This is a genomic window from Streptomyces sp. NPDC020898 (genome assembly GCF_044333925.1).
GTDB lineage: Bacteria > Actinomycetota > Actinomycetes > Streptomycetales > Streptomycetaceae > Streptomyces.
This window is the reverse complement of record NZ_JBIRRV010000005.1, coordinates 316,680-341,368: the sequence shown is the minus strand read 5'-3', so window position 1 is coordinate 341,368 and position 24,689 is coordinate 316,680. Positions and strand designations below refer to the sequence as shown.

At 72.1% G+C, this 24,689-nt stretch carries 22 protein-coding genes; 5 read left to right on the top strand and 17 right to left on the bottom strand.

All coding sequences use genetic code 11. The features are described 5' to 3' along the window. Positions 1–103 precede the first annotated feature (103 nt). The 7 genes from pheT to infC form a co-directional block, all read right to left on the bottom strand. The gene (gene pheT, locus ACH4TV_RS18830; protein ID WP_398399376.1) at positions 104–2,608 is read right to left on the bottom strand and encodes a phenylalanine--tRNA ligase subunit beta; all 2,505 of its coding nucleotides are present in this window, start codon (positions 2,606–2,608) and stop codon (positions 104–106) included. Next, on the bottom strand, positions 2,608–3,735 hold the full coding sequence (gene pheS / locus ACH4TV_RS18825; protein ID WP_398399374.1) for a phenylalanine--tRNA ligase subunit alpha: 1,128 nt from the start codon (positions 3,733–3,735) through the stop codon (positions 2,608–2,610). Before pheS ends, pheT begins: the two co-directional genes overlap by 1 nt. A gap of 148 nt (positions 3,736–3,883) precedes the next feature. Beyond that, a complete protein-coding gene (locus ACH4TV_RS18820) occupies positions 3,884–5,062 on the bottom strand; it encodes an ATP-binding protein (protein WP_398399372.1) in 1,179 nt (392 codons plus the stop codon). A gap of 54 nt (positions 5,063–5,116) precedes the next feature. Then, positions 5,117–5,962, bottom strand: coding sequence for a TrmH family RNA methyltransferase (locus tag ACH4TV_RS18815; protein WP_398399370.1), 846 nt, complete (start codon positions 5,960–5,962; stop codon positions 5,117–5,119). Between the two features lie 268 nt (positions 5,963–6,230). Beyond that, positions 6,231–6,614: a 50S ribosomal protein L20 gene (gene rplT, locus ACH4TV_RS18810; RefSeq protein WP_383281281.1), complete on the bottom strand. Its 384-nt coding sequence runs from the start codon at positions 6,612–6,614 to the stop codon at positions 6,231–6,233. A gap of 102 nt (positions 6,615–6,716) precedes the next feature. Next, complete coding sequence (gene rpmI, locus ACH4TV_RS18805) at positions 6,717–6,911, bottom strand: 50S ribosomal protein L35 (protein WP_398399369.1); 195 nt, start codon at positions 6,909–6,911, stop codon at positions 6,717–6,719. Positions 6,912–7,017: 106 nt separating this feature from the next. After that, complete coding sequence (infC, locus tag ACH4TV_RS18800) at positions 7,018–7,737, bottom strand: translation initiation factor IF-3 (protein ID WP_398399762.1); 720 nt, start codon at positions 7,735–7,737, stop codon at positions 7,018–7,020. A 370-nt stretch (positions 7,738–8,107) separates the two neighbouring features. Between infC and ACH4TV_RS18795 the strand changes: the two genes are divergently transcribed. Beyond that, the gene (locus ACH4TV_RS18795) at positions 8,108–8,473 is read left to right on the top strand and encodes a DUF1844 domain-containing protein (RefSeq protein ID WP_398399367.1); all 366 of its coding nucleotides are present in this window, start codon (positions 8,108–8,110) and stop codon (positions 8,471–8,473) included. Here ACH4TV_RS18795 and ACH4TV_RS18790 read toward each other — a convergent pair. Then, positions 8,470–9,201, bottom strand: a complete 732-nt coding sequence (locus ACH4TV_RS18790) for an SseB family protein (RefSeq protein WP_398399365.1) — start codon at positions 9,199–9,201, stop codon at positions 8,470–8,472. The genes ACH4TV_RS18795 and ACH4TV_RS18790 overlap by 4 nt on opposite strands. 149 nt (positions 9,202–9,350) lie before the next feature. Here ACH4TV_RS18790 and ACH4TV_RS18785 point away from each other — a divergent pair, with 149 nt between their 5' ends. Continuing rightward, positions 9,351–10,343 carry a serine hydrolase gene (locus ACH4TV_RS18785; protein ID WP_398399363.1) on the top strand — a complete coding sequence of 331 codons (993 nt, stop codon included), beginning with the start codon at positions 9,351–9,353 and terminating at the stop codon, positions 10,341–10,343. Between the two features lie 26 nt (positions 10,344–10,369). On the opposite strand, the gene mycP is transcribed toward ACH4TV_RS18785, so the two are convergent. The 6 genes from mycP to ACH4TV_RS18755 form a co-directional block, all read right to left on the bottom strand. After that, a complete protein-coding gene (gene mycP / locus ACH4TV_RS18780) occupies positions 10,370–11,575 on the bottom strand; it encodes a type VII secretion-associated serine protease mycosin (RefSeq protein WP_398399361.1) in 1,206 nt (401 codons plus the stop codon). Next, positions 11,572–12,777, bottom strand: a complete 1,206-nt coding sequence (locus tag ACH4TV_RS18775; RefSeq protein ID WP_398399360.1) for a hypothetical protein — start codon at positions 12,775–12,777, stop codon at positions 11,572–11,574. The genes mycP and ACH4TV_RS18775 overlap by 4 nt, the downstream gene beginning before the upstream one ends. Before the next feature lie 1,697 nt (positions 12,778–14,474). Continuing rightward, a complete protein-coding gene (locus ACH4TV_RS18770) occupies positions 14,475–15,395 on the bottom strand; it encodes a DUF2510 domain-containing protein (protein WP_398399357.1) in 921 nt (306 codons plus the stop codon). 72 nt (positions 15,396–15,467) lie between these two features. Continuing rightward, the gene (locus ACH4TV_RS18765) at positions 15,468–16,259 is read right to left on the bottom strand and encodes a 3-oxoacyl-ACP reductase (RefSeq protein ID WP_398399355.1); all 792 of its coding nucleotides are present in this window, start codon (positions 16,257–16,259) and stop codon (positions 15,468–15,470) included. Next, positions 16,256–17,647, bottom strand: coding sequence for an aldehyde dehydrogenase family protein (locus ACH4TV_RS18760; protein ID WP_398399353.1), 1,392 nt, complete (start codon positions 17,645–17,647; stop codon positions 16,256–16,258). Before ACH4TV_RS18760 ends, ACH4TV_RS18765 begins: the two co-directional genes overlap by 4 nt. An 11-nt stretch (positions 17,648–17,658) precedes the next feature. Further along, positions 17,659–19,029 (bottom strand): glutamine synthetase family protein, encoded by a 1,371-nt coding sequence (locus ACH4TV_RS18755; RefSeq protein WP_398399351.1) that lies wholly within the window; start codon positions 19,027–19,029, stop codon positions 17,659–17,661. Positions 19,030–19,124: 95 nt separating this feature from the next. Between ACH4TV_RS18755 and ACH4TV_RS18750 the strand changes: the two genes are divergently transcribed. Next, on the top strand, positions 19,125–19,865 hold the full coding sequence (locus ACH4TV_RS18750) for a FadR/GntR family transcriptional regulator (protein WP_398399349.1): 741 nt from the start codon (positions 19,125–19,127) through the stop codon (positions 19,863–19,865). Positions 19,866–19,914: 49 nt separating this feature from the next. After that, on the top strand, positions 19,915–20,631 hold the full coding sequence (locus ACH4TV_RS18745) for a gamma-glutamyl-gamma-aminobutyrate hydrolase family protein (protein ID WP_398399347.1): 717 nt from the start codon (positions 19,915–19,917) through the stop codon (positions 20,629–20,631). A gap of 88 nt (positions 20,632–20,719) precedes the next feature. Here ACH4TV_RS18745 and ACH4TV_RS18740 read toward each other — a convergent pair whose 3' ends face one another. After that, positions 20,720–21,643: a LysR family transcriptional regulator gene (locus tag ACH4TV_RS18740; RefSeq protein ID WP_398399345.1), complete on the bottom strand. Its 924-nt coding sequence runs from the start codon at positions 21,641–21,643 to the stop codon at positions 20,720–20,722. A 70-nt stretch (positions 21,644–21,713) separates the two neighbouring features. Between ACH4TV_RS18740 and ACH4TV_RS18735 the strand changes: the two genes are divergently transcribed. Beyond that, positions 21,714–22,907 carry a TDT family transporter gene (locus ACH4TV_RS18735; RefSeq protein ID WP_398399343.1) on the top strand — a complete coding sequence of 398 codons (1,194 nt, stop codon included), beginning with the start codon at positions 21,714–21,716 and terminating at the stop codon, positions 22,905–22,907. On the opposite strand, the gene ACH4TV_RS18730 is transcribed toward ACH4TV_RS18735, so the two are convergent. Together ACH4TV_RS18730 and ACH4TV_RS18725 are read right to left on the bottom strand one after the other, a co-directional pair. Next, the gene (locus tag ACH4TV_RS18730) at positions 22,834–23,577 is read right to left on the bottom strand and encodes a helical backbone metal receptor (RefSeq protein ID WP_398399341.1); all 744 of its coding nucleotides are present in this window, start codon (positions 23,575–23,577) and stop codon (positions 22,834–22,836) included. The genes ACH4TV_RS18735 and ACH4TV_RS18730 overlap by 74 nt on opposite strands. Before the next feature lie 201 nt (positions 23,578–23,778). After that, the gene (locus ACH4TV_RS18725) at positions 23,779–24,348 is read right to left on the bottom strand and encodes a helix-turn-helix domain-containing protein (protein WP_398399339.1); all 570 of its coding nucleotides are present in this window, start codon (positions 24,346–24,348) and stop codon (positions 23,779–23,781) included. Positions 24,349–24,689: the final 341 nt, after the last annotated feature.

Here is a 24,689-nt window from a genome sequence, read left to right as displayed (position 1 = left end):
GTGTGGGGGCAACGCCCCCACACCCCCCATCAGGGGCGCGGGGAACTGCGCGACCAGCCACGACGAATCCCGCAGCCGACAACCAACCCCCCACCAGACCTACCTAGCTACGCAACACCGCTCCCGTTCGCTCCCCCGCGAGAGCAACCGCCGCATCCCGCGCAGCGGACGCCTCATCGACAGTCAGCGTCCGATCAGAGGCCCGGAAGCGCAACGCATACGCCAGCGACTTCCGCCCCTCCCCCAACTGCTCGCCGCTCTCGTACACGTCGAACAACCGAAGGGACTCCAGCAGCGGACCCGCCCCCTCCCGCAGCGCCGCCTCGACGTCCGTGTGCGGAACCTCACGGGCGACGACCAGGGCGACATCCTGCGTGGCGACCGGGAACGTCGAGATCTTCGGGCCCGTGGGCACACCCGAACTCGCCGCCTCCAGCTTGTCCAGGTTCAGCTCCATCGCACAGGTGCGCGCGGGCAGCCCCAGTGCCTTCAGGACCCGGGGGTGCAGCTCACCGGCGTACCCGATGACCTGCTCGGTACCGTCGACCACGACCGCCAGTTCGGCGCAGCGGCCGGGGTGCCACGGCCCGTACTGGCCCGCGCGGACGAGGAGTTCGGTGCCCGCCTCGGCCGCCAGGCTCCGCGCCGCCTCGATCGCGTCGGCGAAGTCGGCCGGGCGGCCCTTGCCCCACCAGCCGGCCTGCTCGCGGGCGCCCGCGAGGACGACGGCGGCGTGCCGGGGCTGGACCGGGAGCGCGGCCGTGAGGGACGCGATCTCCTCGTCCGTGGGACGCCGGTCGACCGGGAGACGCCCGGCGATCAGCAGCTCGTCCTGCGGATGGAACACCAGCCCCGTCTCGAACAGGGCCAGGTCGTGACTGCCCCGCCCGTCGTTGCGGCGCAGCGCCTGGAGGAGGCCCGGCAGCAGCGTCGTACGGAGTGCGGGCTCCTCGTCGGAGAGCGGGTTGGCGAGCTTGACGACCTTGCGCTTCGGGTCGTCGGCGGCCAGGCCGAGCTGGTCGAAGACGTGCTCGCCGATGAACGGGTAGTTCAGCGCCTCGACGTAACCAGAACCCGCCAGCGCGCGGCCGACGCGGCGGTGCAGGCGCTGCCGGTCGGTCAGGCCCCGGCCCGCGGGGGGCTTGGGCAGGGTGGAGGGCAGGTTCTCGTAGCCCTCCAGCCGGATGACCTCTTCGGCGAGGTCGTTCGGGTCCGTCATGTCCGGGCGCCAGGACGGGACGGTGACGATCAGCTCGTCCTGCCCGTACACGTCGCAGCCGACCTGCTGGAGACGGCGTACGACGGTCTCGCGGCCGTACTCGACGCCCGCGACCTTGTCCGGGTGGTTCGCCGGGATGGAGATCGTGCGCGGCGCGGACGGCGAGATGACCTCGGTGACGCCCGCGTCGGCGGTGCCGCCGGCGAGGAGGACCAGGAGGTCGACCGTGCGCTGGGCGGCTGCCGAGGCGGCCTGCGGGTCGACGCCGCGCTCGAAGCGCTTGGACGCCTCGGAGGCCAGCTTGTGGCGGCGGGCCGTGCGCGCGATGGTGATCGCGTCGAAGTGGGCGGCCTCGATGACGACCTCGGTGGTGGTGCCCTCGGTGTCGTCGATCTCGGTGTTGGCACCGCCCATGACGCCCGCGAGGCCGATGGCGCCCCGGTCGTCGGTGATGAGCAGGTCCTCGGTGTCCAGCGTGCGCGTGACACCGTCGAGGGTGGTGAGCTTCTCGCCCGGCTCGGCCCGGCGCACACCGATCGCACCCTGGACGCGGGAGCGGTCGTACGCGTGCAGGGGCTGGCCCAGCTCCAGCATCACGTAGTTGGTGACGTCGACGGCGAGCGAGATCGGGCGCATGCCCGCCTTCTGGAGGCGCCGCTTGAGCCAGATCGGGGAGTGCGCGTCCGGGTCGAGGCCGGTCACCGTGCGGGCGGTGAAGCGGTCGCAGGCGAACGGGTCGGAGACCTGGACCGGGTATCCGTACGCGTTCGGAGCCGGTACGTCGAGCAGGGCCGGGTCGCGCAGCGGCAGACCGTAGGCGATCGCGGTCTCGCGGGCGATGCCGCGCAGCGAGAGCGCGTACCCGCGGTCGGGTGTGACGGCGATGTCGAGGACCTCGTCGACGAGCTGGAGCAGCTCGATCGCGTCGGTGCCGACCTCGTGCTCCGGCGACAGGACGATGATGCCGCCGCTGCCGTCGTCGCCCATGCCCAGCTCGTCGCCGGAGCAGATCATGCCGTGCGAGGTGTGGCCGTACGTCTTGCGGGCGGCGATCGCGAAGTCACCGGGCAGGACCGCGCCCGGGAGGACCACGACGACCTTGTCGCCGACGGCGAAGTTGCGGGCGCCGCAGACGATCTCCTGGGGCTCACCGGTGCCGTTGGCGGTGCCGACGTCGACCGTGCAGAAGCGGATCGGCTTCTTGAAGCCCTCCAGCTCCTCGATGGTCAGCACCTGTCCGACGACGAGGGGGCCCTTGAGGCCGGCGCCGACCTGCTCGACGGTCTCGACCTCCAGGCCGACCGTGATGAGCTTCTCCTGGACGTCCCGGCCGGTCTGAGTCGCCGGCAGGTCGACGTACTCCCGCAGCCAAGAAAGCGGGACCCGCATCAGATCTCCATCCCGAACGGCCGGGTGAACCGGACGTCGCCCTCGACCATGTCTCGCATGTCCTCGACGTTGTGGCGGAACATCAGCATCCGCTCGATGCCGAACCCGAAGGCGAATCCGCTGTACTTCTCGGGGTCGACGCCACACGCGACGAGTACGCGCGGGTTGACCATGCCGCAGCCACCGAGCTCGATCCAGCCCTCGCTGGAGCAGGTCCGGCAGGGGCGGTCCGGGTTGCCGACGGACGTGCCCTTGCAGACGTAGCAGAGCATGTCCATCTCGGCGGACGGCTCGGTGAAGGGGAAGTAGTTGGGCCGCAGCCGCGTCTTCATGTCCGGGCCGAAGAGCGACTGGACCATGTGGTCCATGGTGCCCTTGAGGTCGGCCATGGTCAGGCCCTCGTCGATGGCGAGGAGCTCGATCTGGTGGAAGACGGGGGTGTGCGTGGCGTCCAGCTCGTCCGTGCGGTACACGCGGCCGGGGCACACGATGTAGACCGGCGGCTCGCGGTCCAGCATGGACCGGGCCTGCACGGGCGAGGTGTGCGTCCGCAGGACGACACCCGACTCGTCGCCCACCGACCCCTTGGGGCCCTCGACGAAGAAGGTGTCCTGCATCTGCCGGGCCGGGTGGTCCGGGGTGAAGTTGAGGGCGTCGAAGTTGAACCACTCCGCCTCGACCTCGGGGCCTTCGGCGACCTCGTAGCCCATGGAGACGAAGACGTCCGCGACGCGCTCCATGAACGTGGTCAGCGGGTGGCGGGCGCCGGCCGGTACGCGGTCGTACGGCAGCGTGACGTCCACCGCCTCCTCGACCAGCACGCGCTCGTCCCGGTCGGCCTCCAGCTCGCTCTGGCGAGCGGCGAGCGCCTTGTTGACGGCGCCCCGGGCCTGGCCGACGAGCTTGCCGGCGGCGGCCTTGGCCTGCGGGGGCAGCGCGCCGATCTCGCGGTTGGCGAGGGCCAGCGGCGAGGTGCCGCCGGTGTGGGCGACCTTGGCCTCCTGGAGGGCGTCGAGGGAGTCCGCGGCGGCGAAGGCGGCGAGCGCCTCGTCCCGCGTGCGCTCGATCTCTTCCGGTTTCAAGGCCTCGACCTCTACAGGGTCGTACGACTTATTCGGTGCCGACATCTCTTCCCGTGCTTCCGGTTGGCTGGCGGATGGTCCCCGTCGTCCACGGCTCGGAGACGAATCGTCCACAGAGAGGGACGCAAAGGTGCCAAAGGCCGAGTCTAACGGGGGTGAGGTGTGCGAACGCGCCCGTGGGCCCTCGTCGGCGTTACTGAAGGTACGCCGGGATGCTCACGGGCAGCATAAATCGGAACTCGGCGCCGCCGTCGGGGGCGCGGCCGACCGTGATGGAGCCGCCGTGGGCCTCGACGATGCCCTTGACGATGTACAGCCCGAGGCCGGTGCCGCCGCGCTTGCTGCCCCGCCAGAAGCGGGTGAAGACGCGGTTCATGGACTCCTCCGGGATGCCGGGCCCCTCGTCGCTCACCGTGACCGACGTGACCGTGTTCTGGTCGGCGTCCCCCTCCCGCGGGGACAGCGCGGCCGTGATGTCGATAGTGACGGTTCCCTCGCCGTGGCGCACGGCATTTTCCAGCAGGTTGCTGAGCACCTGGTCGACCTTGTCGGGGTCCGCCCACAGGGCCGGCAGCGGATGCTCGATCCGGAGCAGGAACCGGTCGGCGGGCTGTCCGGCGGCCACGTACGCCTGGATGTGGCGGCCGACGGCAGCGCCTATGTCGACGGGCTGGCGGCGCAGTTCCAGCCGCCCGGAGTCGATGCGCGAGATGTCGAGCAGTTCGGCGATGAGCCGGGTGACGCGGTCGGCGTCGGCGTCGACGGTCTCCAGCATCAGTTTCTTCTGGTCGTCGGTGAACCGCTCCCACTTCGCGAGCAGGGTCGCGGTGAAGCCCTTGACGGAGGTGAGCGGCGAGCGCAGTTCGTGGGCGACGATCGCGATCAGCTCGGCGTGGCTGCGCTCGGTGCGCCGGCGGGCCTCGGTGTCGCGGAGGGAGACGACGACCCGGCGGACCGGTCCGGTGGGGTGCGTACGGAGGTAACGCGCCGAGACGAGCACTTCACGCCCGCCGGGCAGCAGCAGGTTCCGCTCGGGCTGGCCGTTCCTGATCGCGAGCCCGCCGTAGGGGTCGGTGAGCTGCCACCAGCGACGCCCCTCCAGGTCTTCTAACGGAAGGGCCCGTTCGAGCTGTCGGCCGAGGGCGTCGGCGGCGGGGACGGTGGTGATGCGTGCGGCGGCGGCGTTGAAGCAGATGACGCGGCCGTGCTCGTCGGCGACGACGAGACCGTCGGGCAGGTCGTCGGGGTCGATGCCCAGCTCGGTTCCGAATCCGGCTCCGGGCCCGGCGGGATCACCGTGCCGGGAGGCGGGTTCGCCCCGCGCGCCCCGTACCCCCAGTGACCTCGCCGTACCGCTCGTGCCGACACTCATCCCCGTACCCCACCTCTCGGACTGGCGCAGTGGGCCCCCGAGCCCGTCACCCTACTAGCTCTCGGTGACGGAACGGCACCCTCCGGAGGCGCGCTGTGCACGGGCGGACGCGTAGAGACATACGGCGGCGGCGGTCGCCAGGTTCAGGCTTTCCGCCTTTCCGTGGATGGGAACACGCACGACGGCGTCGGCCAGCGCCCGCGTCTCCTCCGGAAGCCCCCAGGCCTCGTTCCCGAACACCCAGGCGGTGGGCCCGCCCATGGTCCCCTTGTCCAGCTCGTCGTCGAGGTCGTCGGTACCCGTGCCGTCGGCGGCCAGAATCCTCACGCCGGCGTCCTTGAGCCCGGCCACGGCCTCTTCCACGGGCACCCCGACAGCGACCGGCAGATGGAACAGGGAGCCCACGGAGGCGCGTACGGCCTTGGGATTGTAGAGATCCACCGACGCGTCGGTGAGGACGACGGCCTCGGCTCCGGCGGCGTCCGCGCACCGCAGCACGGTGCCGGCGTTGCCGGGGTCGCGCACGTTCGCGAGGACGGCGACGAGTTTGGGCCGCGCCTTGAGAATGTCCTCGAACGAGGTGTCGAGGAACCGGCAGACCCCGACGAGCCCCTGCGGGGTGACGGTGGTGGAGATGTCGGCGATGACCTCCTCGTCGGCGAGGTGCACCCGGGCGCCGGCGCCGCGCGCCTCCCCGACGATGTCGGCGTACCGCTCCGCGGCGTCGACCGTTGCGAACAGCTCGACCAGGGTGCCCGCGTGCCCGGCCGCCTCCCGCACGGCCTGCGGCCCCTCAGCGAGGAACAGCCGCTCCTTGCTCCGCAGGTTCCGCCGGGCCAGCCGCCGCGCGGCCAAGACGCGGGGAGAGCGCGGGGAGATCAACTCGGGGGTGGCAGGCATGGGGCACCTTTTCGAGGATTCGGTTCATTGTCGGGTGCGGGTAGGTGGGGGCTGGTCGCGCAGTTCCCCGCGCCCCTAAAGACAAGGACCCGGCCCTGCGGGCCGAAAAGCACGGGGCGCAGCCCCTGCTTTTCAGGGGCGCGGGGAACTGCGCGAGAAGCCCCACCGGCCCGCACCCGACAACGCACCCAAAAACGCCCGGACCCGCAGGCGCCAAGCACCTGCGGGTCCGACTCACATCACACTCGGCGCAAGGCCAGCGCGAGCGTCACGCCGCCTTGGGGGCGTTGACGTCCGACGGCAGAGCCTTCTGCGCGACCTCGACGAGCGCGGCGAACGCGTTCGGGTCGTTGACGGCCAGCTCGGCGAGGATCTTGCGGTCCACCTCGATGTTGGCGGCGTTCAGACCCTGGATGAGGCGGTTGTACGTCATGCCGTTCTCGCGGGCAGCGGCGTTGATGCGCTGGATCCACAGCCGACGGAAGTCGCCCTTGCGCTTCTTGCGGTCGTTGTAGTTGTAGACCAGGGAGTGGGTGACCTGCTCCTTGGCCTTGCGGTACAGGCGCGAACGCTGACCGCGGTAGCCCTTGGCGGCCTCGAGGATCGCCCGGCGCTTCTTGTGTGCGTTGACTGCCCGCTTGACGCGTGCCACTAGTTAACTCCTTGTAGCGGGGCCGTGGTTGTCGTCACACGGCCCGGATTTCGACAGGGTCCCGGTCTTCAGACGTACGTACGGCGCCGAGGCGCCGGCACGTCACTTGCCGAGAAGCTTCTTGATCTTCTTGGCGTCGCCCGGGGCCATCTCGGCGTTGCCGGTGAGGCGACGCGTCAGACGGGACGACTTGTGCTCGAGGTAGTGGCGCTTGCCGGCGCGCTCACGGAGCACCTTGCCGGAGCCGGTGATCTTGAAGCGCTTGCTGGCACCGCTGTGCGACTTGTTCTTCGGCATAGCGCCGTTCTCTCCTCGTCAGTGGCGGTCCGGTGCCCGGTCGTGAGACCGGGCACGGTGGAACGCCATATCTATCGGTTGGCATCCCGGGGCGTGAGCCCTGGGATCAGGCCTCGGCGGAAACCTCGGCCGGGGCCTCGGAAGTCTCGTCCTCGGCGATGTCCACGTCGTCGTCGATGTCCTCGCCGACTTCGTCGCTCTCCGCGGCGTTCTGCGACTTGCCCGGGTTGGCCTTCGCTTCTGCCTTGCGGGCCGCCTGGGCCTCACGGGCCTCGGCCATCGCCTCGGTCTTCTTCTTGTGCGGACCGAGAACCATGATCATGTTTCGGCCGTCCTGCTTCGGGTTCGACTCGATGAACCCGAGATCCTCTACGTCCGAGGCGAGCCGCTGCAGCAGTCGGTAGCCGAGTTCCGGCCTGGACTGCTCGCGACCACGGAACATGATCGTGATCTTGACCTTGTCGCCCTGCTTGAGGAACCGGACGACGTGACCCTTTTTGGTGTCGTAGTCGTGCGGGTCGATCTTCGGCCGGAGCTTCATTTCCTTGATGACCGTGTGCGCCTGGTTCTTGCGCGCCTCACGGGCCTTCATGGCCGACTCGTACTTGAACTTCCCGTAGTCCATGAGCTTGCAGACCGGCGGGCGTGCGCTCGCCGCCACCTCGACCAGGTCGAGGTCGTACTCCTGCGCAAGCTCCAGGGCCTTGGCAAGCGGAACAATCCCGACCTGCTCGCCGCTGGGACCGACAAGTCGCACTTCGGGAACGCGAATCCGGTCGTTGATGCGGGGCTCGGTGCTGATGGATCCTCCTCGGTAGCACCACACGGCGGTCTGGCGGACAGCCGCGTATGTCTCTGATGACAATTCAGACCAACTACCGGGGCACATGAAAAATGCCCCGACGGGTCACAGGCGGGGCTCCAAAGGAATACCGGAGCACCGCCGCGGTCAACCGCGGGGCGCACTTCGGGCGGCTCCATCGTCCGTACGGAACGATGGTGGCCGCCTGACCGGGTGACCCGCCGTCCGTGAGGACAGCCGGGTGGGAGTTCGGAGCCTCCACTTGTGGGCCGGGCACATAAGTGTCCAGCCGGTCGTTCCAAAAGGTTAACACCAAGAGGGGGGTGGGTGCTAACCCGCGGGCACCCGGCTCCCGCGCCCAGGCCCCGGCGGGCCGGGGCCTATCGTGTGGGGCATGAGTGAGACCCCTCCCCAGAATGCCGACTTCGACGCCATGACCCGCGACATCGCCGAGGTACCGGCGGTCGAGGTGATCGTGACGGTCGCCGTGAACCTGATGAGCGCCGCCGCCGTGAAGCTCGGTCTGGCCCCACAGGAGGGGGTGGGCGACGACTACAAGGACCTGGACGAGGCCCGCAAGCTGGTCCACGCCCTCGCCGGGCTCCTCGACGCCAGCACGACGGAGATCAGCTCCTTCCACGCGGCCCCGCTGCGCGACGGTCTGAAGTCGCTCCAGCTGGCGTTCCGCGAGGCGTCCCTCGTCCCGGACGACCCGGGTCAGGGCCCGGGCGAGAAGTACACGGGCCCGGTCTACGGCTAGGAACGTACGTAGAGGGGCTCGCCCGGGGGCGTCGTCCCGGCCGGCAGGAGTGCCAGGTCGAGGCCGAGCACCAGGCGGGCCCTGAGCGTCTCGTCGGCGGCGAGACGCCCGGCGACCGCGCGGGCGGCGTCGGCCGGGGGCGCGGCCGGGTCCAGTACGAGCGCGAGGGTGCCGTCGGCCTCTCCCGGGCCCAGGTGGGCACGGAGCACGGCGGGCTCGGCGGCCACGACGGCGCGTACGGCGTCGACCACGGCGGGATCGGCGAGCGGATCCGCCGTCGTCCGCCCCTCGGCGAGCGCCCGCAGCGCGGCGCCCGACAGCTCGTACGGCACGGGACCGGCCAGGTCGAGCACGATCGTGTCCGCCTTCTCGTGCACGGCGGCCTGGATGGCCTGGTGCAGCGGTACGGCGACCGGGCGGGCGGCCGGGTCCCAACGGGCCAGCGAGTCGGTGGACGTGAAGGCCGGCAGGGCGGTCCGGTCCCCCGCCTTCAGGGTCGGTACGGCCATGTCGCTGCTCTTCTCGTGGCGCAGCCCGTTCTCGTCCTCCTCGACCTCCCCCAGCACGGCGACGACCGGGACGAGCAGCCGGGCGCCCTTGAGGGCCGCCAGCACCGGCCCGACGGCGGTGCGGTCCTCGGCCCAGTCGGCCAGTGCGGCGCTCAGGACGGGGTCGGCGCCGCCGTCGTCGTCGGGGAAGCCGGAGTCGGGAATGTTCTTGTTCGCCACGGTGACCGACCCTATCGGGGGATCGCTCCTGGGCTTTCGCCGCCCCGGAAACCTGGTGTTCACCGGTTTCACGGGATTCTCAGCCATCGCTGACAGACATCTAACATGCGCCTAATCAACCGCACAGTCAGAGCCACCAGCATCACGGCATGGCCTCTCAGAGAGCTCCCCGGCGCCGGTCGCTCGTCTACGTCGTCCTCGCCTCCGCGGTCGTCATGGGCGGTACGGGTGCGGGCACCGCGTACATGAAGGCGCAGGCGCACGCGGACGTGGGCCGCGTATCGTCGGCGGCGGCAGCGCCCGTGGCGGCCGGTGCGAGCGAGGAGGCGTCGGTGGAACCCGTCGCGGACCCCACGCCCACGGTGGCGCCGGACACGTTGCTGTCCCAGGCGATGAAGTCGGTGAGCGTGGCAGCAGGGGCCGCGGTGTCCGTGGCCGTGCTCGACGTCGCGTCGGGCGACAGCGCCACGTACGGCGACGGGGCGTTCGACACGGCGAGCATCGTCAAGGTGAACATCCTGGCGGCGCTGCTGCTCCGGGCGCAGGACGAGGACCGGGGTCTCACCGCGCAGGAGAAGCGGTACGCCACCGCGATGATCGAGGTCAGCGACAACGCCTCGGCGTCGGCGCTGTGGACGGCGATCGGAAAGGCGGAGGGCCTCGCCGCCGCCAACGAGCGCCTCGGGCTGACCGGCGCCGAGGGCGGCTCCGGCATGCTGTGGGGGCTGACCCAGACCACGGCGGCCGATCAACTCACCCTGCTTCAGCAGGTGTTCGCGGAGAACGGGGAGGCGTCGGCGCTGAGCGGGGCGTCCCGGACGTATCTCCAGGGCCTGATGGGTTCCATAGCCGTGGACCAGGACTGGGGGGTGTCGGCCGCGGGTGCCACAGGTACGGCAGGCGGCCGGTTCGCCCTGAAGAACGGGTGGTTGCCGCGTACGGCGACCGGGCTGTGGGTCATCAACAGCATCGGTCGGGTGACGACGGCGGACGGGCGGGAGTTCCTGGTCGCGGTGGTGTCGGACGGCAACGCGACCAAGGCGAAGGGGGTTTCGCTGGTGGAGGCGGCGGCGCGGGCGGCGGTGTCGGTGTTCACGAGCACGGACGCCGACAGCGACAGCAGCACGGACACCGCATCCTGACGGGTGGTCAGGTTTCTTGTCCGGGCTCAGAAGTCGTCGTCGTAGGAGTCGTAGGCGGGCTGCTCGACCGTCCTGCGGCGACCGCGCCAGAGCGGGACCGCCGCGACCAGGAGCACGACACCGAGGCCGCCCGCGACAGGGCCGGCCCAGCTGGAGGTGTCCTTCTCCTCGGGGGCCGGGTCCGGGCCCGTACCGAAGTACTGCTTGCCGTACGCGGCCGCCTTGAGCTCTTCCGGCGTGAGGCGGCCGGCCGCCTCGATGGCCGCCGCGGGGTCGATGAAGCCGAAGCCCCGGGAGTCGTCCCGGCCGCCCTTGGGTTCGTTGCGGGCGGTGGCTTCCAGGAGCTGCTTGATCTGCGCCGGGGTCAGTCCCGGGTGGGCGGCCTTGATGAGGGCGACCGCACCTGAGACGAAGGCGGCGGCGGCGCTCGTGCCCCAGCCCTGGTAGTAGCGCTGGTCGGGGGCGGCGATGACGATGTCGACGCCGGGGGCGCTGACCGTGGCGTACCAGCGGCGGGTGGAGAAGGCGGCGCGGGTGCCGTACTTGTCGACGGCGGTCGCGGCGATCACGCCCGGGTAGGCGGCCGGGTAGGAGATGTGGTCGCCCTTCTCGCCGCCGTTGCCGGCCGAGGCGACGACGACGGCGCCCTTCTCCAGGGCGTACTGGACGGCCTCGTCCTCGGCGGGTTCCGGGTGCGCGGAGCTGGAGTCGTCGCCGAGGGAGAGGTTGATGACGTCGGCGCCCTGGTCGGTGGCCCAGCGGATGCCTTCGGCGAGGGCGTTGCCGCGGGTGTTGCGGGCCTTGCCGCGGGCCGAGTCCTTGTCTTCGAGGATCACGCGGACGGGGAGGATCTTCACCTCGGGGGCGATGCCCAGGACTCCGTCGTCGTTGTTGTAGCCGTGGCCGTGAGCGGCGATGATGCCGGCCATGGCGGTGCCGTGCTTGGCCCACGACGGGTCGCCCCTGCTCGCCCCGAAGCCGACCATGTCCTTGCCTTCGAGGACGTTGCCGACGAGGTCGGGGTGGTCGGCGTCGACGCCGGTGTCGAGGACGGCGACCGTGATGCCCTTGCCCTTGGTCGTCCGCCAGGCCTCCTGCGCGTGCATCGCGTCCAGGGCCCACTGCTGAGCCCGGATGCCGTCGGCGTACGCGGTGGTGGCGGGCAGGACGGTGAGGGAGCCGGCGAGGAGCAGGACGAGGAGCCCGCTCCGGGCCGGGCGTTTCCAGGTCATGACGGCTTCTCCGCGGCCGAGGTGGCGGTCTTGCGGAAGGCCCGTTCGACGCGGTCGGCCAGGCCCTTCGCCTCATGGCCGAGGCCCGCCTGGGCCGGGGCCGTGGTGGCGCCGGACGCCATGGCCTTTTCGGCGGGCTCCGGGGTGTCGACTTTGCGGCCGTCGGCCCAGCCGGAGACGGCGTACGCGACGACGGGGGCGTCAGTGAGGACGGAGATGGTCCAGGAGGCGCGCTGGGCGTCCGTGAAATCGGCGGCGACGGTGTTCCTGGCCGCGTAGGGGCGGGGCATCAGGTCGGTGCGCCGGTCGAGGTTCTCGTTGTTGAAGCGGGCGCGCAGGGCACGCATCGCGGTGACGTCGGCCTTGGTGAAGAGCAGGCCGACGGTGGTGACATAACTCTGGGTCTCGTCGGTGTAGGTGGCGCGCAGGAGTCGCTGGCAGCCGACGGGCGCGAGCGCCTTGCGCAGCAGCGGGTCGAAGGCATCGACGCAGCCCGTGTCCGGGGCGACGGCGATCCGGGTCCACTCCCGGTCGGCGCCGCCGGGGCCGGCCCCGGCGCCTTCGACGGTGGGCGGGAAGAGCTGGTCCACAGGGATGCTGTGCCAGAGGGTCCCGGCCGTGGTGAAGGCGGTGCGCGCACCGGTGTCCCCCGAACCGTCCCCGGTCAGCCAACTCCCGGCCAGCGCACCCCCGATGAGCCCGAGCCCGAGCACGGCACAGGCGGCGGCCAGCACCGCCCGCCCGCTGAAGGACCGGTGCCACGGCTCACCGCCGTACACGTCGGGCTGCGCGAGCGAGACGACGGGCCGCCCGGAACCGGCGTCGCTGTAGGGCGCGGCCCAGGAGAAGGCGGGGTCGGGCATGCCGGGGCCCGCGGGGACGGAGGGCGCGTTCGCGGGACGTGGCCGTTCGGCCGGCGCCGGAGGCATCTCGGCAGTGCCCGGGCGGCCGTTCGACGCCTGCGGCAGGTCGGCGCCGGGGAGGTACGGGCGGCCTGCGGGGGCGGGCGGCAGGTCCGGCATGCGCGGTCTGCGTCGGGGCGCGGGAGGCGCCTCACCGGGGTGCGTCTGCCGGCCTGCGGCCGTCTCGCCGGTGCGCGGCTGGTCGCCCGGCCGGGGCGGAGTATTCGGCGGGACCTTGCGGAGGCGGGTGGTCGTCTCCGACCCGCTCTCGGCGGGGACGGTCGGACGCCAGGGCGCCACCGGCGGCTGATGCGCCGGCCGCGGCGGCAGATCAGGCCTCGGCCGCGCTGTCCCCCCGGACCGCTCGACCGGCGGCGCCTCCGGGAACCGGGCCGAGGAGGGCGGCGGGGGCGGGGCTATGGGTCCGGTGTCCCTGCCGGAGGGGGTACGCAGCCTGGGGAAGCGGGGCGGGGTTGTGTCTTCGGCCACGCCCGACACCGAGGCCGCCCCGGGGGCGGGTGCGGCCGGCGTGCCGGGGGGTGCGGTACGGGGGGCCGAGGTGCCCGGGGCCGACGCACCGGGCACGCCCGCGCCGGGGACTGCCCTGCCGGGGGGCGTGGTGCGGGGGGCCGAGGTGCCCGGGCCCGACGTACGGGGCACGGCTGCGCCGGGGACTGCCCTGCCAGGGGGCGTGGTGCGGGGGACCGAGGCGCCGGGAACCGCCGCGCCAGGGGGCATGGTGCCGGGGGCAGAGGCGCCAGGGGCCGATGCGTCGGGGACTCGCGTGCCGGGAACTGCCCTGCCGTGGGATGTGGTGCCGAGGGTCGAGGTACCGGGGACCGGCCTGCCTGGGGGCGTAGCGGCAGGGGGCGACGTATCAGGAACGCCCGCGCCAGGAACCCGCGTACCCGGAACCGGCCTCCCCGAGGGCGTAGCACCGGAACCCGACGTGTCAGGAACCCTCGCGCCGGGCGCCGACGCGCCGGGCACACCCGCGCCAGCGACCCGCGTACCCGAGACCGGCCCGCCAGGGGGCGCAGCACCGGGAACCGGCGAATCAGAAACCCTCGTCCCAGGGGCCGCCGCGTCAGTCACCCGCGCGCCAGGAAGTGCCGTACCGGGCGGAGTTGTGCCCGGTGGCCGGGCGCCGCTCGGGAGCCTGTCGTCGTCGCGTCCCGCGCGGGGGCTCGTCGACGGAGGCATCGGCACACGGGGCGTACCGGGCGTGTGTGCGGACGTGCTTGCCGCGTCGCCGGTTGCCGCGCGGCTCGGGCCGGGCTCGTGGTCCGCGCTCTGCGCGCCGTTGCGTGCGGCGCCGCCCGGCGCGTTTCCCGCCGTACGCGGGCCGTGGGCGACGAAGCCCACGGCGCTCCCCGCACCCTCCGCTGCGCCCGGCGGAGATCCAGCAGCCGTGCCGTCCGCGTCCTCTGTGACCGGTGGCTCGGCCGGTGGTGGTGGTGGGGTGGTCGGACGCGGGGGGATGGAGGCGCGGCGCGCTTCCGTGCTCATGCACCCCCCGTTTCGTCGTACCGGTGGCAGGGTCGGCGGAGTCCGTGCGGCGCGGGACGCGGCCGTCCCGGGCACGCATACCCGCGCGGGCGGGCAGCCATCCGGGCGCACAACGTCCGCGCGCGGTGGTACCTCCCCTGCGTGAAGCGTCACTCTACGGGTTGACACCGACAGCGCGGGAACCAGTCCGCGGCACCGGGGCATCTGCCCGGATCGTCCCCCCTGCCCTGCGGTAGTCAGGTCCGGCAGGCGTCGTTCATGGCTGCGCGCGCCGCTGACCGGGCCCGTTGCGATGACAGGGGCGCCGGGCTGTCTGTGCGCGCGGCAGCTGTCCGACCGGCTGCCGGGTGAGGTGCGGACGCCGCTGCTCGGCCCGCCCGTCGACGGTCTGCCCGTCGGCGACCAGCTGCGGCCTGGCATGAAGGCGGCCGCCCTGACGTACCGGGGGGACACACGTTCCCGTACCTCCAACTCCCCTGCTCTCCGGGTCAGTTCGACGGGCCGATGCTGCTGCCCACTCCCCCGCCGGTGTCCGTGTCGCCGATCGGGCGGATGCCCTTGGTGATCCGGTCCAGGTCGGCGAGCGGTGGCCCGTCCGTGCCCGCGTCGAAGACGAACCGGACGATGACGGGTGCCCCCGTACCGACGGTGGTCGGGAAGGCGAGCGACTGGACGTAACCGCCGGGCCCTGTCTCGGTGGTGACCCGCCAGCGGACGAAGTACCCGGCGCGGCCCGCGACGGCGACCGTTCCCGAGCCCACGACCCGGTGGGACGTGAGCCCGCCGAAGGGCCTGCTGCCGACGAGGTCACGGTCGTACGCGTCGTCGGCCGCGTCCGCGATGTCCGCTCGGGCCAGGGCCTCGGGGGACGTTTCGGCGTTCTCGGTGACCGTCCGCGAGATGACCCGGCCGTGGCGGCAGACACCGGGGTCGCCCGGGCAGTCGTACGTGCCGTCGGTGGTCATGACGACGTTGTCCTCGGCGACGAACTCGGGCCTGACCCAGCCGTCGAGGAGGGGGAAGGTGATGCCGTTGAGCTCGTCGGTGACCAGTGTGGGGTCGTCGGCGGCGGCAGCGGACGACGGTGGCTGATCGGGGACGGAGGTGGTCGGCGCGGGCGAGGGGGTGGTGCTCGTCCCGGTGCTGCCCGTACTCGCCTTCGTGCCCGTGTCGTCGCCGCCGCTCAGGACCAGGGCCCCGATGACGATCGCGGCGACGAGGACGCCCGCCGCGGCCGCGAGGGCGGGGCCCCTGGCGCGGCCTGTGCCCGCACCCCCGCCGGGCTGCGGCGGGGGTGCGGGCGCTTCGGGTGCGCGCCGGTGCTCGGTCCAGGCCGTGCCGTCCCACCAGCGTTCGACGTGCGGGGCGGACGGGTCGCGGTACCAGCCGGGCGGGGGCGTCGTGCTCATAGCGGCACTGTAGGGCGCGCCCCGAACGGATTGCGTACGTGTTCCAGAACCCGGAATCCGTACGGCTGTTGCCTACAGGGGCGTCACGTACGCGCCCGCGATGCCGCCGTCGACCAGGAAGTCGGTGGCGTTGACGAAGGAGGAGTCGTCGCTGGCCAGGAAGGCGACGGCGGCGGCGATCTCCTCGGCCTCGCCGAACCGTCCGACCGGGATGTGGACGAGCCTGCGGGCGGCCCGCTCGGGGTCCTTGGCGAACAGTTCCTGGAGAAGCGGGGTGTTGACCGGACCGGGGCACAACGCGTTCACGCGGATGCCCTCCCGCGCGAACTGCACGCCCAGTTCACGGGACATGGCGAGGACGCCGCCCTTGGACGCGGTGTACGAGATCTGGGACGTGGCCGCGCCCATCCTCGCCACGAACGAGGCCGTGTTGATGATCGAGCCCTTGCCCTGGCGCCGCATGTAGGGGATCGCGGCCTTGCAGCACAGGAAGACGGAGGTGAGGTTGACCTCCTGGACGCGCTTCCAGGCCTCCAGGCCGGTCTCCAGGATGGAGTCGTCGTCGGGCGGCGAGATACCGGCGTTGTTGAACGCGATGTCGACGCTGCCGTAGGTGTCGTACGCCGTCTTGAAGAGCGCCTCGACCTGCTCGGGGTCGGTGACGTCGACCTTGACGAAGATCCCGCCCACCTCGTCGGCGGCGGCCTTGCCACGTGTCTCGTCGACGTCACCGACGACGACGTGGGCACCCTCCGAGGCGAGCCTGCGCGCGGTGGCGAGGCCGATGCCGCTGCCGGCACCGGTGATGACGGCGGTACGGCCGACCAGGCGTCGGCAGATGTTCTCTTCGGTCGACTGGGTCACTGTGCGGGGCCTTCCGTGCTGATGAAGACGTTCTTCGTCTCGGTGAAGGCGGTGAGGGCGTCCGGGCCGAGCTCGCGGCCGATCCCGGACTGCTTGAAGCCGCCGAAGGGGGTCGAATAGCGCACGCTGGAGTGCGAGTTGACGGACAGGTTGCCCGCCCTGACGGCCTGTGAGACGCGCAGGGCGCGGCCGACGTCCCGGGTCCAGATGGAGCCGGAGAGTCCGTAGTCGGTGCCGTTGGCGAGCGCCACGGCGTCCGCCTCGTCGTCGAAGGGGAGGACGACGGCGACGGGGCCGAAGACCTCCTCGACGGCCACGCGCGCGTGCGGGTCGACGTCGGTGAGGACGGTGGGCGGGAACCAGAAGCCGGGGCCCGCGGGCGCCTCGCCCCGGATGCCGGCCAGGTCGTCGGTGACGTACGCGCGTACGCGGTCCAGTTGGGCCCTGGAGATCAGAGGGCCCATCTGCGTCTTCTCGTCGGCCGGGTCGCCGACGAGGACGGACTCGACGGCGGGGGCGAGGAGTTCGAGGAAGCGGTCGTACACGGAGCGCTGGACGAGGATGCGGGTGCGGGCGCAACAGTCCTGGCCGGAGTTGTCGAGGAAGGACATGGGGGCGGCGGCCGCTGCGGCCTCGATGTCCGCGTCGGCAAAGACGATGTTGGGGCTCTTGCCGCCGAGTTCGAGGGTGACCCGCTTCAGCAGGGCCGACCCCTTCGCCAGCACCTGTTTGCCCACGGCTGTCGACCCGGTGAAGACGATCTTCGCGACGCCCGGGTGTTCGACGAGCGCGTTGCCCGCGACGGGGCCGTGGCCCGGCAGCACCTGGAAGAGGCCCTCCGGCAGTCCTGCCGCCAGGGCGAGTTCGGCGAGGCGCAGGGCCGTCAGAGGGGTGGTCTCGGCGGGCTTGAGGATCACCGCGTTGCCGGCGGCGAGCGCGGGAGCCGTGCCCCAGGCCGCGATGGGCATGGGGAAGTTCCAGGGCGCGATGACGCCGACGACACCGAGCGGTTCGAGGATGGTGATGTCGAGGCCGCCGGCGACCGGGATCTGTCGTCCGGCCAGCCGTTCCACTCCCCCCGCCGCGTAGTCGAGCAGGTCACGGACGTTGCCGGCCTCCCAGCGCGCGTTGCCGATGACGTGCCCGGCCTCCCGCACCTCCAACTGGGCGAGTTCTTCGAGGTGTTCGTCGACGGTGGCCGCCAAGCGGCGCAGCAGCCGGGCGCGGTCGGCGGGCGCGAGGGCGGCCCAGCGCGTCTGGGCGTGTGTGGCCCGTACAACGGCCGCGTCGACGTCCTCACGGGTGGCGGCGGGGACGGTGGCGACGATGTCCTCGGTGGCGGGGTTGAGTACGCGCAGCTCATGCTCGTACTCACGTTCGTCAGACAAGAAAAGACCTCTCACAGACGTTCGAAGGAGCGGCGAAGCTCCCAGTCGGTCACCGCGGCGTCGAAGGCGTCGAGTTCGACGCGGGCCATGTTGCGGTAGTGGGCGACCACCTCGTCCCCGAAGGCGGCCTTGGCGATGGGGCTGTTCTCCCACAGCTCGGCGGCCTCGCGCAGCGTCGTGGGGACGTGCGCGTACTCGCCGGTGTACGCGTTCCCCGTGCACGCCTCGGGCAGCTCCAGCTTCTGCTCGATGCCGTACAGCCCGGCGGCGACCAGCCCGGACACGGCCAGATACGGGTTGACGTCGCCGCCGGGCAACCGGTTCTCAAATCGCATGGACCGGCCGTGGCCGACGATCCGGAGGGCGCAGGTGCGGTTGTCGTACCCCCAGGCGACGGCGGTCGGCGCGAACGAGCCCGGCTGGAATCTCTTGTACGAGTTGATGTTGGGCGCGTAGAGCAGCGAGAAGTCCCGGAGGGCGGCGAGCTGCCCGGCGAGGAAGTACCGCATCACCTCGGACATGCCGCCGGGGTCGGCCGCCGTACCGGCCATGACGTTCGTGCCGTCGGCGTCGGCGAGCGAGAGGTGAATGTGACAGGAGTTGCCCTCGCGCTCGTTGTACTTGGCCATGAAGGTGAGCGAGACCCCCTCCTGGCTGGCGATCTCCTTGGCGCCGGTCTTGTAGACGGCGTGCTGGTCGCAGGTGACGAGGGCGTCGTCGTACTTGAAGGCGATCTCGTGCTGACCCGGATTGCACTCGCCCTTGGCGGACTCGACGATCAGCCCGGCGGCCGTCATCTCGTTCCGGATGCGGCGCAGCAGGGGCTCGATGCGGCCGGTGCCGAGGACCGAGTAGTCGATGTTGTACTGGTTGGCCGGGGTCAGCCCGCGGTAGTTGGCGTCCCAGGCCTGCTCGTACGTGTCCTTGAACACGATGAACTCCAGCTCGGTGCCGACCTTCGCGTCGAACCCGTGCTCGGCGAGCCGCTCCAGTTGCCGGCGCAGAACCTGCCGGGGAGCGGCGACGACCGGGGACCCGTTGTTCCAGGCGAGGTCGGCGACGAGGAACGCTGTACCCGCGTTCCAGGGCAGGCGGCGGAGCGTGGAGAGGTCGGGACGCATGGCGAAGTCGCCGTATCCCCGCTCCCACGAGGACATCTCGTACCCGTCCACGGTGTTCATCTCGGTGTCGACGGCGAGGAGGTAGTTGCAGCCCTCGGTGCCGTGCTGCAGGACGTCGTCGAGGAAGAAGCGGGCGGCGAACCGCTTGCCCTGGAGCCGCCCTTGCATGTCGGGGAAGGCCAGGACAACAGTGTCGATCTCGCCGCCGGCGACGAGGGTGTGCAGCTCCTCGACGCTGAGCGGGGGTGTGCGGTCTGCCACGGGAAAGCTCCTTCGGCTTCTGCGCGCTTTTTCGGCCGGGCCGGAAGCCATAAGGTATTGCGGAGAACCATTGCTTGGGAAGGGGGCACGGCTACATGTCGCTGGACGCGGAGGGCGGCTTGGAGGACCGGTTGACGCCGGTGCTGCGGCCCGTGCGGGCGGGCAACGGGTTCGAGGAGGCGCTGGAACAGATTCTGCAGGTCGTACGGCTGGGCCTGGTACCCGGCGGCGAGCGGCTGCCGGCCGAGCGCGAACTCGCGGAGCGGCTCGGGATCAGCCGGGTGACGCTGCGCGAGGTGTTGAAGGTGCTCCAGGACCAGGGACTGGTGGAGTCGCGGCGCGGCCGGTACGGCGGCACGTTCGTGCTGCCGCGCGGCGACGCGGGCGCGGGCGGCGAGGACGAGTTGCGGCGCCGGATCAGCGCGGTCGACATCGAGGACGTGCTGCGGTTCCGGGAGGTGCTGGAGGTGGGCGGAGCCGGGCTGTGCGCGCAGCACGGGCTGTCCGCCGAGCAGGCGGGGAGACTGCGGGAGGCGCTGACCCGCATGCAGGACGCCCCGCTCGCGGACTACCGCCGCCTGGACACGCTGTTCCACCTCACGCTGGCCGAGCTGTGCGGCTCCCCGACGCTGACCGCGCAGTACGCGGCGGTACGGGCGACGGTGAACGACCTGCTGGACTGCATCCCGCTGCTGGTACGCAACCTGGAGCACTCGCAGCGCCAGCACGCGGCACTGGTGGACGCGGTGCTCGTCGGGGACGCGGACGGGGCGCGGGAGATGATGCGGGAGCACTGCTCGGGGACGGCGGCGCTGCTGCGGGGGTTCCTGACGTGAACATCCGCAAAGGTATGGTAGTGCGCCATTGGATGCCAGGGAGGCCCTCGTGACGGCAACCGGACGACGCCCGCTCATCGGCGTCAGCACGTACCTGGAGTCGGAAGTGCGCTGGGGCACATGGGCGCTGCCCGCCGCACTGCTGCCGGCCGGGTATCCGCGGCTCGTGCAGCGGGCCGGCGGCATCGCCGCGATGCTGCCGCCGGACGACCCGGCACACGCCGCCGCGACGGTCGCCCGGCTCGACGGTGTGGTGATCGCGGGCGGTCCCGATGTGGACCCGGACCGGTACGGCGCGGAGCGCGACCCGCGCACCGGCCCGCCCGCCGCGGCCCGGGACGCCTGGGAACTGGCCCTGATCGAGGCGGCGTTGGCGACCGGTACCCCGCTGCTGGGCATCTGCCGGGGCATGCAGCTCCTGAACGTCGCCCTGGGCGGCACACTGGTCCAGCACATCGACGGTCACGCCCAGACCCCGGGGGTCTTCGGCCACCACACGGTGAAGCCGGTACCGGGGACCCGCTTCGCGGAGGCGGTGCCGGAGGAGACATCGGTCCCGACATTCCATCACCAGGCGGTGGACCGCCTCGGGGAGGGGCTGCTGCCTTCGGCGTACGCGGCGGACGGCACGGTGGAGGCGGTGGAACCGGGGGGTTCCGACTCCGGGTGGGTCCTGGGGGTGCAGTGGCATCCGGAGATGGGCGAGGACGTACGGGTAATGGGAGCGCTGGTGCGGGCGGCAATTTCCAGCCCGTCCGGCGTTTGAGGACAAGGCCCGTTCAGGGCCGTAGCGGGGGTCTGGGGGCGGCAGCCCCCAGGGATGGGAACGGGTAAGGGCGGCGGGGGCGGAACACCTACCTCCGTGTCAACCCCAACAACTCCCGCGCCGGCCCCACCGGCCGATGCCCCGTCGGCCACACCGCCCGCAGATCCCGGTCCAACCGCACCCCGTCCAACGGCACGCACACCAACCGCCGCGTCGACAACTCCTCCCCCACCGCCAGTTCACTCAGCACCGCCGGCCCCGCCCCACCCACCGCCGAAGCCTTCACCGCAGTCGTCGACGACAACTCGATCAGCGGCCGCGCCAGCCCACCCAGCGCCGTGTCCAGCACCTGCCGCGTCCCCGACCCCTCCTCCCGGAGGATCAACGGCGTCGCCGCCAGCTCCTGTGCCCCCACCGGCTTCCGCCGCCGCGCCCACACGTGCCCCGGCGCCGTCACCACGATCAGCCGGTCCCTCGCCACGACCACCGAGTCCAGCCCGCCCGGTACGCCGATGCCCTCCACGAAGCCGAGGTCCGCCTCGCCCGACAGGACCCGCTCCGCCACGGCCGCCGAGTTCCCCGCGAGCAACGACACCGCCGTCTCGGGACGGAGCGCCCGCAGCGCGAGCAGCCACCCCGGGAGCAGGTACTCGGCGATCGTCATGCTCGCCGCCACCCGCAACCGGGAGTCCCGTCGCACCCGCAACGCCTGCGCCCCGGCGTCGAACGCCTCCGCCGCCTCCACGACCCGCCGCGCCCAGTCGGTGACGAGCACACCGGCGTCCGTGAGCCGGGACCCGCGCGGCGAGCGGTCCACGAGGGCCACGCCCAACTGGCGTTCCATCGACCGGATCCGGCTGCTGGCGGCCGGCTGTGTGACACCCAGTTCCTGCGCCGCCCGCCCGAGGCTCCCCAGCCGCGCCACCGCGAGCAGCAGTTCCATCGCTCCGAGGTCCGGGACCCGTCGCGCGACTCCCCCCGGCTGCACGCCCCTGCCCTGGCCATCACCCATAGATCCAGCTTATGCCCTCATTCACCCAACCCCCCTGGTGACCGTCCTCACCCCACGCGACCGTGAGGACATGGCCACCGCAGCACCCGCCGTCCCCCTCCCCCGCCGACTCCTCCCCCATCCGCACCCCCTCCCCCGGCCCTTCCTCGGCGGCCTCCGCCACCTCGGCCCCAACTGGTACGCCCCCGTCATGGGCACCGCCATCGTGGGCACCGCCGGCGCGGGCCTCACCGGCACGGACGGCATCCCGGGACTGCGTACCGCCTGCACGGCCGTCTGGGCCCTCTCCCTGGCCCTGCTGCTGACCCTCCTCGGCGCCCGTGCCCTGCACTGGGTCCACCACCGCGACCAGGCCCGCGCCCAGCTCCTCGACCCGGCGACGGCACCCTTCTACGGCTGTCTCGCCATGGCCCTGACGGCCGTCGGCGGCGGCACCCTCACCGTCGGCCGGGACTGGATCGGCGTCCCGGCCGCCCTCGCCCTGGACGCGGTCCTGTTCACCGCCGGGACGGTCGTCTCACTTGTCGCCGCCGTAGCCGTCCCGTATCTCCTCGTCGTCCGCGGCCCCGGCCGCCGATCCGGCCCGGGACAGGTGAGCCCCGTATGGCTGCTCCCTGTCGTCGCTCCCATGGTGTCCGCGGCGCTCGGCCCGCTGCTCGTCCCCCATCTACCGCCGGGGCAGTGGCAGCGGACCCTGCTGTTCGCCTGTGTCGGCATGTTCACGCTGAGCCTGCTCGCGACGCTGGTGATGCTGCCGGTCGTCTTCGCGCGGCTCGTCACGGCCGGTCCGCTGCCGCTCGTCCTCACCCCGACCCTCTTCCTGGTCCTGGGCCCGCTCGGCCAGTCCACGACCGCCGCCGGCAACTTCGCCGACCTCGCCCCCGGCGTCGTCCACATCCCGCACACCGCTGCCTCGGCCGTCGCCGTCGCCTACGGCGTTCCCGTCATGGGCTTCGCCCTGCTGTGGCTCGCGTTCGCCGGTGCGCTGGTGCTGCGCGCCCGGCGCCGGGGCATGGGCTTCGCGATGACCTGGTGGGCCTTCACCTTCCCTGTGGGCACCTGTGTCACCGGCGCCACGAGCCTCGCCCGGCACACCGGGCTCGTCGCCTTCGACGCTCTCGCGGTCGCCCTGTACGTCCTGCTCGTCGCCGCCTGGGCCGGCGCCGCGAGCCGTACCGTCCGCGGTCTGGTCAGCGGTGAGCTGCTCGCAGGGCCTCGCTCAGCACCCGGGGTGCCGCCGCCAACGACGGCCCGTACCAGGTGAGATGGCGCCCGCTGACGAGCGCGCAGGGCAGCCCCTCGAACGCCTCGGGCCCGTCCTCCGCGGTGAAGCGGTACGGCTCGTCCGGCAGTACGACCACCCCCGATGCCACGGCGGCCCGCAACTCCTCGACCGGTATGCGCGGATAGCGTTCGGCGTGGCTCGCGTACGCGTTGTCGACCCCCAGCCGGGCCAGCACGTCACCCGCGAAGGTGTCCCGCCCCAGCACCATCCACGGCCGCCGCCAGATCGGCACGACAGCGGTCGTACGAGCGCCCGCGGCCGTCCCCCACCACCGCTCCGGCGCCGACCAGGCCGCCTCGGCCTCGTCCAGCCACCGGGGTCGCGTCCTCGCCCCGCACGCCGTCACCACCCGCTCCAGTTCCCGCAACGCCTGCGGCACGTCCCGCACCTCGGTGAGCAGTACCTCGACGCCTGCCGCGCGCAGTGCCGCGAGGTCGGGTTCGCGGTTCTCCTCCTCGTTGGCGACGACCAGGTCGGGAGCGAGCGCGACGATCCGCTCGACGTCGGGGTTCTTGGTGCCGCCGATCCGTACGACCTCGGCGCCGAGGTCGGCGGGATGGCTGCACCAGTCCGTCGCCCCGACGAGAGCGCCGGGTACCGTGACCGCCACCGCCTCCGTCAGGGACGGCACCAACGAGATCACCCTCATGGCCGCGTCCCCCAACTGGCGAACACCGGTTCGTAGCCGGTACGGAGGGCAGCGAAACGGCCGCCCGCGTGTTCGGAGGCGTCGTCGAAGGCATACGCAGAGGTGCCGGACATGTCGCCAGTATGGCGGTGGGGTCTGACATCGAGGGCCGGAGAGGCACCTCAGCACCTCAACGCGTCGGGTCCTCAGCGCATCAGGTCCTCAGCGCCGCCCGTCCTGCACCGCCTCGATGTGCTCGGCCACCGCCACCACGATCACCCGGGTGTCCGGCACGGTCGCCCGCCAGCGGTGGCGCACCCCGCCCGTCAGGTACAGCGTGTCGCCGCGGCCGAGCCGGTGTGCGCGGCCCTCCGCCTCGATCTCGACGGCGCCGTCGGCGACGTACATCAACTCGTCGTTGCGGTGCTGGAATTCGCGGCCGGCATCGTGGTCGCCGGTGAACTCCATGGCGTGCAGCTGCTGGTGGCCGCGGATGAGGGAGCGCACCCGGGGCTCGTCCGGGGGCGGTTCGGTGGCGTCCGCGCGGACGACGTCGACGCTGCACGCCGGGTCGGCCGCCGCGAGGAGTTCGACCGCGGTCGTGCGCAGGGCGTCGGCGACCTTCTCCAGGGAGCTGCGGCTGGGCCGCGCCCGCTCGTTCTCGATCTGGCTCAGGAAGGGCACCGACAGGCCGCTGCGCTCGGCCACGACGGCGAGGGTGAGTTCCAGCGCCCGGCGCCGCCGCCGGACGGCCGCGCCCACCCGCAGGGGCTGTTCTTTGTGGTCGCCCATAGCTCCGGCTCCCTCCTCGGCTCGTCGTCGCGTCCCGTCTCCGTACGCCCCATCACAGCGCATCGCGCCGCGTGTTCGGCGGCTGTTCGCCGGATCGCCCCCGAACCACGTACGACGCGTTCTCTGATGAGTTCCTTGCACCCTACGCATGTTCGGCAAACCGTTTCATGCGCCCGTCGCATCGGTGTCACCTCGCGTCGCGCACAACCCTCACGGTTCGCGCCAGTGGATGAGCCGTCCGAGCCCTCCTGACGGCACTGCGCGCGCGTGAGTGAGGAAGCTGACCAGCGGGAGCCGCCGACAGGGCGGTCCGGTCGGGGGGACGGCGTAGCGCTCCGTGG